General features: G+C 74.1%; 6 protein-coding genes and 1 pseudogene. 4 read left to right on the plus strand and 3 right to left on the minus strand.

The window, feature by feature from the left end; all coding sequences use genetic code 11:
- Nucleotides 1-101 precede the first annotated feature (101 nt).
- Nucleotides 102-1,037 carry a trans-aconitate 2-methyltransferase gene (locus IH44_RS0119615; RefSeq protein WP_030460923.1) on the plus strand — a complete coding sequence of 312 codons (936 nt, stop codon included), beginning with the start codon at nt 102-104 and terminating at the stop codon, nt 1,035-1,037.
- A 44-nt stretch (nt 1,038-1,081) separates the two neighbouring features.
- Nucleotides 1,082-1,465, plus strand: a complete 384-nt coding sequence (locus IH44_RS0119620) for a VOC family protein (RefSeq protein ID WP_030460924.1) — start codon at nt 1,082-1,084, stop codon at nt 1,463-1,465.
- 139 nt (nt 1,466-1,604) lie between these two features.
- Here IH44_RS0119620 and IH44_RS0119625 read toward each other — a convergent pair whose 3' ends face one another.
- Nucleotides 1,605-3,785: an RICIN domain-containing protein gene (locus tag IH44_RS0119625; protein WP_030460925.1), complete on the minus strand. Its 2,181-nt coding sequence runs from the start codon at nt 3,783-3,785 to the stop codon at nt 1,605-1,607.
- Nucleotides 3,786-3,817: 32 nt separating this feature from the next.
- On the minus strand, nt 3,818-5,290 hold the full coding sequence (locus IH44_RS0119630; RefSeq protein ID WP_198545015.1) for a chitinase: 1,473 nt from the start codon (nt 5,288-5,290) through the stop codon (nt 3,818-3,820).
- 350 nt (nt 5,291-5,640) lie between these two features.
- On the opposite strand from IH44_RS0119630, the gene IH44_RS0119635 reads away from it, so the two are divergent.
- A complete protein-coding gene (locus IH44_RS0119635; RefSeq protein ID WP_030460927.1) occupies nt 5,641-6,552 on the plus strand; it encodes a nitroreductase/quinone reductase family protein in 912 nt (303 codons plus the stop codon).
- A 133-nt stretch (nt 6,553-6,685) separates the two neighbouring features.
- Entirely contained in the window at nt 6,686-7,207 is a 522-nt protein-coding gene (locus IH44_RS0119640; protein ID WP_081966984.1) for a MarR family winged helix-turn-helix transcriptional regulator, read from the plus strand.
- A gap of 66 nt (nt 7,208-7,273) precedes the next feature.
- On the opposite strand, the pseudogene IH44_RS0119645 reads toward IH44_RS0119640, so the two are convergent.
- Nucleotides 7,274-8,505, minus strand: a pseudogene (locus IH44_RS0119645) (hypothetical protein); the annotation flags it as partial.

Here is an 8,505-nt window from a genome sequence, read left to right on the forward strand (position 1 = left end):
GGCCACCGGCCACTTGCGCGTGCGGCATGCCCGGGGGCCCGTCCCTTGCGCATTCCGGGAGGGTGCGTGCCCCGCGCGCATGGCGCCCGTACGGTGGCCCCATGAGCCACCCGCACACCCCCGCCCCCGCCCCCGGCCACGATCACGGACACGACCACGGCCACCAGCACGGCCACGGCCACGGTCAGGACCCCGACCACGGCCACCAGCAGCACCGGCACCCCGCCGAGGACGACGCCGCGCAGGCCGAGGTCCTCGACCTGGACGCCGAGGTGCTGGCCGAGCACCTCGCCGCGATCACCGACTGGCTGCCGCTGGACGCCGAACCGCGGCACGTCGTCGACCTCGGGGCCGGCACCGGCGCCGGCACCTTCGCCCTGCTGCGCCGCTTCCCCGAAGCCCGGATCACCGCCGTCGACGCCTCGCCCGGCCACCTGCTGCGCCTGCGCGAGAAGGCGCACGCCCTGGGCCTGGCGGGCCGGATCGCCACCGTGCAGGCCGACCTGGACGGCGCCCGCTGGCCGGACCTCGGCACTCCCGACCTGGTCTGGGCGTCCGCCTCGATGCACCACCTGGCCGACCCCGTCCGGGCGCTGCGCCAGGTCCGCGACCTCCTCGGACCGGACGGCGTGTTCGCCCTGGTCGAACTGGCCGGCTTCCCGCGCTTCCTGCCGCCCGACGCGCCCGCCGAGCGCCCCGGCCTGGAGGAGCGCTGCCACGCCGCGACCGACCGCCTGCACGCCGAGCACGTCCCGCACCGGGGCGCCGACTGGGGGCCGATCCTGACCGCCGCCGGGCTCACTGTCACCGGCGAACGCGCCGTCACCGTCGACATCGCCGCCACCGAGCACCCCTCCGTCGGCCGCTACGCCCTGGCCACCCTGCGCCGGATCCGCTCCGCCGCCGCCGAGACGCTCGACCCCGCGGACCTGGCCGCCCTCGACCGGCTGGTCGACGCCGACGGCCCGGACAGCATCGCGCTGCGCCCGGACCTCGCGGTGCGCACCGAACGCCAGGTCTGGGCCGCCCGCCGCTGAGCGGCGGCTCGTCTTCCGGCGGCCGATGGGGGAGACTCTCGGGCATGGTCTCAGTAGTGCAGAACGTGGCGATCGACTGTGCGGACGCCTATGGACTGGCCCGGTTCTGGAGCGAGGTGACGGGCCGTCCGGTCGACCCGGACAGCGGGCCGGGCGATCCGGAGACGCTGGTGGAACTGGCCGAGGGCGGCCCGGTGCTGTACTTCAACCAGGTGCCCGAGCCGAAGACGGTCAAGAACCGGGTCCACCTGTGCCTGCGCCCCGACACCGCCCGCGACCCGGAGGTCGACCGGCTGCTCGCCCTCGGCGCCACCCTGGTCGCCGACCGCCGCAACGCCGACGGCACCGGCTGGGCGGTGCTGGCCGACCCGGAGGGCAACGAGTTCTGCGTCCTGCGCGGCGCCGCCGAGCGGGCCGCCACCGGCTGACGGCAGGTGGCAGGCGGCTGACGGCAGGTGGCCGATGGCAAGGCGGCCGGGGCCGCCCCTCCCGCACGGAGGGGCGGCCCCGGCCGTTCTCCGGTGGGGACCGGACTGGGGTCGGGCTGGGGACGGACTGGGGTCGGGTTTACGGGTAGGCGACCAGGTTGGCCACGTTGGTGGTGGAGTTGGACGGGCCGCCGGTGGAGTTGATGACGTGGGCGATGGTGCCGGTGCCGCCGAGCGAGACGGTCACCATGTCGTGGAAGCGGACGGTGGAGCGGTTCGGGACCTCGAAGGAGTGCTCCTCGACCACGGCCGGGTTGACGTTGAAGTAGGCGTAGGAGCCCAGACCCCAGGCCTCGTGATCGGTCACCGAGTCGGCGACCTTGTAGGCCGGGTAGCCGCGGGTCGAGCCGTTCGTCCAGGCGGCCTGGTTCGGCGGGTCGTACGGCAGCTCGTTCTGGAAGAAGTAGGTGCGGCCGTTGTTGCCGTTCCAGATCACCTGGGTCTGCTGGTAGTGCTCGACGAACAGGCCGTACATGGTGACGTTGTTGCCGTTGACGACCAGCCCGTTGGCGGCGGTGTTGCTGGTCCAGCCGACCCCGCTGCCGTGGTCCGCGCGCCACAGCCACATGTGGTCGCCGATCACGTTGTTGGAGTTGACCACCAGCGACTGGGTGGCCTTGCCGACGCCCGCGCCGCCGATCCGGAAGAACACGTCGTGCAGCGAGGTCGGGTCGGCGCTGTGGTCGGCGGACGAGCCCGCCGCGCCGAGCTGCATCAGCACCGGGGAGTTGACCGTCCCGGCGTCGATCAGCAGGCCGGCCAGCTTGACGCCGTCCACGTCGGCGACGTTGACGGCGGTGACGCCGTTGTCCGGGACGAGGGTGGCCAGGCCCAGGCCGAGCACCACGGTGTCGGCGCGGTTGATGTTCAGGGTCTGGTTCAGGTGGTAGACGCCCGGGGTGACCAGCAGGTTCTTGCCCTGGGCCAGCGCCGCGTTCATGTCGGCGGCGGTCGCGCCCGGCTTCACGATGAAGAACCGGTCGATCGGCAGCGAACTGCCCGGCTGCGCGCCGCCCGCCCAGCTGGTGCCGGAGGTGTTGGAGCGCAGCGCCGGGACGAACACCTGGTACGCGCCCGCGGCGTCCACGTACAGGAAGGGCTTCTCGCGCACCACCGGGGTCTGGTTGACGGTGGTGTAGGGCGGGTTGGGGAAGGAGTTGGCGGGCGCGTTGACGTCGCCGACGAACACCATGTTCCAGTTGGAGCCCGTCCAGCTGCCCCACTGCGCGTTGCGCGACAGCCACTGCTGCTGGGAGCCGGAGCGGACCTGGCCGTCGATCTTCGAGTCGGCGATGAAGCCGCCCGAGGACCAGCCGCCGTCGTCCAGCTGCAGGTTGCCGCGCACGTGCATCCGGCGGTAGGGCGCGGCCTGGGAGACCGCCCAGCGGTCGGTGCCGCCGGTCGGGTTGACCGACAGGTTCTCGGCGGAGCGCCAGAAGTTCTGCGTCGCGTTGCCCTGGAACCAGTCGGCCTCGGCGTGCACCGCGCCGTTGATGGTGACGTCGTCGGGGGACAGGCCGAGGCCCGCGACCTGGGTGTAGAAGCCGACGTTGGCGTCCACGCTGTAGCTGCCCGGCTTGAACAGCAGGGCCTGGCGCTGGGCGCCGAACTGGTTGGTCTCCTGCTGCGAGAAGACCGCGTTCAGCTTGGCCTGGATGGTCGCGGCGGGCGTCGACGGGTCGAAGACGGCCACGTTCGGCCCGAAGTCGGGCGTGCCGGGCGGGTTCGTGACGGTGCTCCCGAAGGTGAAGGACTGCGCGGCGGTGCCGTTGCAGGCGTACTGCTGCAACTGCACCGCGTCGGCGGTCGAGGCGCTCGGCACGTCCAGGCACTTGCCGCTGTTGCGGTTGACGAAGTGGTACGCGCCGCCCGCCTCGGCGACCGCCTGCCACTGCTGGTTCAGGCCGCCGCCGTACGTCCACAGCTGGACCTTGGCGGCGTCGGCGGTGGAGACGTCGACCACGTCCAGCACCTTCGACGTGTCGTTCTGGTTGTTGATCCGGACGTACCCGTTGCCGAGGTCCTGGACCTGCCACTGCTGGGCGGTGGTGCCGTTGCACGCGTACTGCTGGACGGCGGTGCCGTTGGCGGTGGCGGCCGCGGCGGCGTCCACGCACTTGCCGGAGTTCTGCGCCACCAGCGTGGTCGCCCCGGTCGGGACGGCCGCCAGGGCGGCGGGGGCGGGGGAGAGCAGCGCCGTGGCGGAGGCCAGCAGGCCGGCCGTGGCGGTCAGCGGGAGGAGTCTCTTGCTGCTGCGCATGGGTGTCGCTCCTTTCTCAGGTCGACGGGCGGTCAGGCGGGCAGGTTCCACTGCTGGTTGGCACCGCCGAAGCAGTCCCAGACCTGCAGCCGGGTGCCGTTCGCCGAGGACGGGCCGGTGGCGTCCAGGCAGCGGCCGGAGGCCGGGTTCACCAGGGTCTTGTTCGCCTGCGCCTGCCACTGCTGGGCGCCGGTGCCGTTGCAGTCGTACAGCTGGGCCTGGGTGCCGTTGGCGGTGCCGCCCGAGGTCAGGTCCAGGCACTTGCCCAGCGCCCGGATCGTGCCGTCGGTGCCCACCGTCCACTGCTGGGCGGCGGTGCCGTTGCAGTCGTAGAGCTGCACGGCGGTGCCGTTGGCCGAGCTGGCGGCCGCCACGTCCACGCACTTGCCGCCGTAGCCGGTGATCTGGCCGGTGCGGCCGCCGGTCGGCGGGGTGGTGGAGCCGCCGGTGATCTGGTTGAAGGTCTTCGCGAACTGGTACGCCGACTGCGGGGTGCCGCTGCAGGTGTCGGAGAGGGTGCCGTTGCTGGCGCACGCCTTGTCGCGGCCGAGGGCCCAGAAGGCGAGCAGCTGGATGCCCTTGGACGCGGCGAAGGTCTCCAGGGTCTGCGCGTTGGCGGTGGAGAACACCTCGGAGGTGGTGTCGTTGACCCCGATCATCGGGGTGTTGCCCTCCATCGCCCACAGCTGGTCGGAGGTCTTGGAGGTCCAGATCTGGCCCAGCTGGGTGTGCAGGCCGTTGGCGGCGCTGATCGCGGCCTGGCCCATGTCCATCGGCGAGCCGTAGTCCATCGTCATGATGTTGACGGCGTTGACGGTCAGGCCGCGGCTCTTGGCGTTGTTCAGCAGGCTGATCGAGTTGGATTCGAGTCCCGAAGGGCTGACCGGCAGCGTGTAGTTGACGTCCAGGCGCTTGCCCGCGGCCGCCTGGGCCTGCTGGAGCTGGGCCAGCGCCTGGTTGCGGCGGTCGTTGGCGGCGGTGTCGTTCAGCGCGCCGCCCTCGACGTCCAGGTCGATGCGGGTGAGGTTGAGCGCGTCCACCACCCGCTTGTACTGCGCCTGGAGGGTGGAGACGCTGGTGCACGCCTGGCCCAGCTCGGTGCCGGAGGCGCCGCCGAAGCTGGCGATCACGTCGCCGCCGGCCGCCCGGTGCGCGTTGATCGCGTTGGTCCAACCGGCGTCCGTGATCGGGGTGTTGCCGTTGAACGTGGCGTTGCAGCTGCCGTCGCTGATCACGAAGGCGAGGGTGACGTACTTCAGCCCGCCGCTGTTGCGGGCGTCCGCCAGGGTGTTCGGCGAGTTCCAGGTCTCCAGGTACGGCGCCGCGTAGTGCGCCGGGAAGCCAGGCCCCGCGTTGGCGGCGGCCGAGGCCGGGCCGGCGCCGGCCACCAGCAGGCCGGCCACCGTGGCGGGCAGCGCGACGGCGGCCGCGGCGGCGCGCAGGGCCGTACGGGGGCGGGCGTGGGGGCGAGCGTGGGAACGGGCGCTGGAACGGGTGCGGATCAAGGCGGCTCCTCGTGGGGGAGAACGTTCACTCGTTCAGGTAGTGAACGCGAAGCGATGCCTGAGGGAGCGTCCGGAGCGGTCCGGGCAGGGCGGAGCGTCCCCCTGACGGGGGATCAACGTGGTGGTGGCCAACAGCCCTGCCGGCTTTGGTCTGGACCTTTTTCAAGACGTGAAGTTAGGGGCGTCTGCGCGACCACGTCAACCCCTGTGCGTACAGGAGTCGAAGGACGTGTGCGGAGCGGGGCGGTGGTTGACCGCCGCGCCGGGGCGTGCCTAGATTGTATTTGCTTGCAAATGTGAATCGGTCGCGGCACCGGCGACGGGCCGCGCGGAACGGGGAGGCGCGCACCATGGCCGAGGACTTCAACCAGCAGGTGATCGAACGGTTCCGGGCCAACGGCGGGAAGGTCGACGGCTTCCCCGACCTGCTGCTGCTCACCGTCGCCGGACGGCGCACCGGCCGACCCCGCACCACCCCGCTCGCCTACCGCGAGGACGCCGGACGCTACCTGGTCTTCGGCTCCAACGGCGGAGCCCCGCAGCACCCCCTCTGGTACCGCAACCTGCTCGCCGCCGGCGGCGGTACCGCCGAACTCCCCGACGGCGCGGGCGGAACCGTCGCCCACTCGGTCCGCCCCGTCGAGCTCGACCCCGACGAACGCGCCCGCCAGTACGCCGAACAGGCCCGCCGCGTCCCGGCCTTCGCCGAATACGCCGACCGCGCCGACCGCGCCATCCCGGTGATCGCCCTGCACCCGCTCGACCTCTCCGGCGACCCCGCGCTGCCCGCCGCGATCGTCGCCGGACTCCGGCTCCACCACGAGGACCTGCGCCGCCAACTCGCCGACCTGCGGGCCCGCCTGGACGGCGCAGCCGTGCCGCCCGGGGCGGACTTCCGGACCGCGGGGCCGGGGGCGGGGCTCGGGCCGGGGGCGGGGCCCGACCTGGCGGCCCAGTTGCGGGCCCGCTGCCTGAGCTTCTGCCACGGGCTCGACATGCACCACATCCGGGAGGAGGGCGCGTTCACCGCCTTCCAGCGGCAGTACCCGCAACTCGGCCCCGCGATCGCCCGCCTGCGCGCCGACCACCGCACCGTCGCCGACGCCCTCGCCCGCTTCGAGGCCCACCTCGCCACGCCCGCCGCCGCCGACCCCGCCGCCCTGCGCACCGAACTCGACCGGCTGACCGAGGGGTTGGAGGCGCACTTCGCGTACGAGGAGGAACGGCTGCTCGCGGTGTCCGCCCCGCACCCGGAGCGCTGAGGCACGGGAGCGTGCGGGCGTGGACGGGGCTGCCGGCGGGGGTGGACGGGGCTGCGGGCGGGGTCCGGTAGCGTGAGGTGCGGCTCCGCGACCGTGGGGCCGGACCTCGACGCGTACCGACCCGGGAGGGCGCATGACCGGCCCGTCCGCGGACCTGCCGAACGGTGGCGAAGATGGCGACGGGGGCGATGGCGGGGGCGGCGGGGGGCTCTCCGCGGACGACGCCGTCCGGGCGATGCTGCTGCTGATGCCGCGGGTCGCCGCCCGGGTCAAGCGGACCGCGGTGCCCGAGGCGCTGGCCGGCTTCCAGCTCGCGCCCCGGCACCTCTCGCTGCTGGCCTACCTGGTCTTCGACGGACCGATGCCGGTCGGCGCGCTCGCCGAACGCCTCGAAGTCGCCCACACCACGGCCAGCCTGATGGTCGGCGACCTCACCCGCCAGGGCGTCCTGGACCGCCGCCCCGACCCCGCCGACCGCCGCCGCACCATCGTCTCGCTGACCGCCGACCCCACCACCCGCACCGCCATCGAACGCTGGCTCGCCAACGGCTCCGCCTCCTGGCGGTCCGCCTTCGCGCCGCTCACCCCCGCCGAACGCGCCCTGTTCGTCCGCACCATGGCCGCCTACGAACAGGGCACCGCGGACGGCTCCTGACGGACCGTCAGGCTGGGGCGGCGGGCCTGACTGCCGGAGCGGGCGGGGTCAGCGGAGCGGGCGGGGTCAGCGGAGCGGGCCGCGGTTGAGCAGCAGGTTCCGGCGTTCGGACAGCGTCATCGGCCGCGGGTGCAGGACCGCCAGGGCGGCGTCGGCCTCCCCGGCGGCGGTGAGGTTCGCGGCGGCCGCCGCGACGGACAGCGGGGACAGCCGCCCGGCCTCCCGGAGCAGGACCTCCAGCCGCCCGTGCTGGCCCGCCCGGCGGAACCCGGCCACCAGGTCGGGGAACTCCGCGGACGCCCGGACCGCCGGGGCCAGGCAGACCAGCCGCTCTGCGACCGCGAACTGCCCGGCGGCGTGGAACGCCGCGACCACCGCACCGAGTTCGGCGGCCGGCCAGGCCCGGGCAACCGTCGTCACCAGGTCGTCCGGCGAGATCCCCGGGTGCCGGACCTGGTGCAGCGTCGGCAGCCACTCGGCCCGGAACCGCTCCGGCCCCGACGGCCGGGACCGGATCCACTCCAGGAACGCCGCCTCGTCCGCGACCCCCGCGGCGGTGAGCGCACCCACCGCCGTGACGACCGCCGCGAACGGCGGCACCCCCGGCCGGGCCGCGACCGCCCGCATCCCGCGGGCCAACCGGGCGAGCAGCGCGGCCCGCTCCGCCTCGACGGCCCGCGTGCGGTGGGCGAACCGGGCGAACAGGGCGGCCCGCTCCACCGCGACCGGCACGGCTGGTGCTGGTACTGGTGTTGCGACTGGTGTCGATACCGGTGCCGGGTACGGGAGTTGTGGGTGGTGGGCTTCGAGGGCGGCGGTCAGCATGGTGAGGCGCAGGTGCTGCCCGGCCTCGCGGAGCCCGGCGAGGAGGGCGGGGAGTTCGGCGGTGGTGCGGCGGGCCGGAATGCTGCGGACGATCTCGTTGGCGAGCCGGGGCAGCCGGGCCTCCTCGTAGGTGGCGAGCAGCGCACCGATCCCGGCCGCCGGCCAGGCCCGGGCCACGGCGTCCACCCAGGCGGTGGACTGGTAGCCCCGGCCGTGCCGGGCCAACAGCTGCTCGGGCGGCGGGAGTTGACCGGCGGCGTCCAGCGCCCGGATCCAGTCGACGTACGTCGACTCCCCGGCGTGCGATCCGGGCTCCGGAACGGACAGCGGGGCCGTGACGGCGGTCGGCGGGAGCGGCCGGGTGTCGGCCGGCGGTGCCGGGGTGGCCGGTGGGGCCGGGGTGGGCAGCGGGGCCGGGGTGGGCAGTGGGAAGGTCGCGGCGGTCGGCGGGAGCGGTCGGGTGTCGGCCGGGG

Source organism: Kitasatospora sp. NRRL B-11411, from assembly GCF_000721345.1.
Taxonomy (GTDB): Bacteria; Actinomycetota; Actinomycetes; order Streptomycetales; family Streptomycetaceae; genus Kitasatospora; species Kitasatospora cineracea.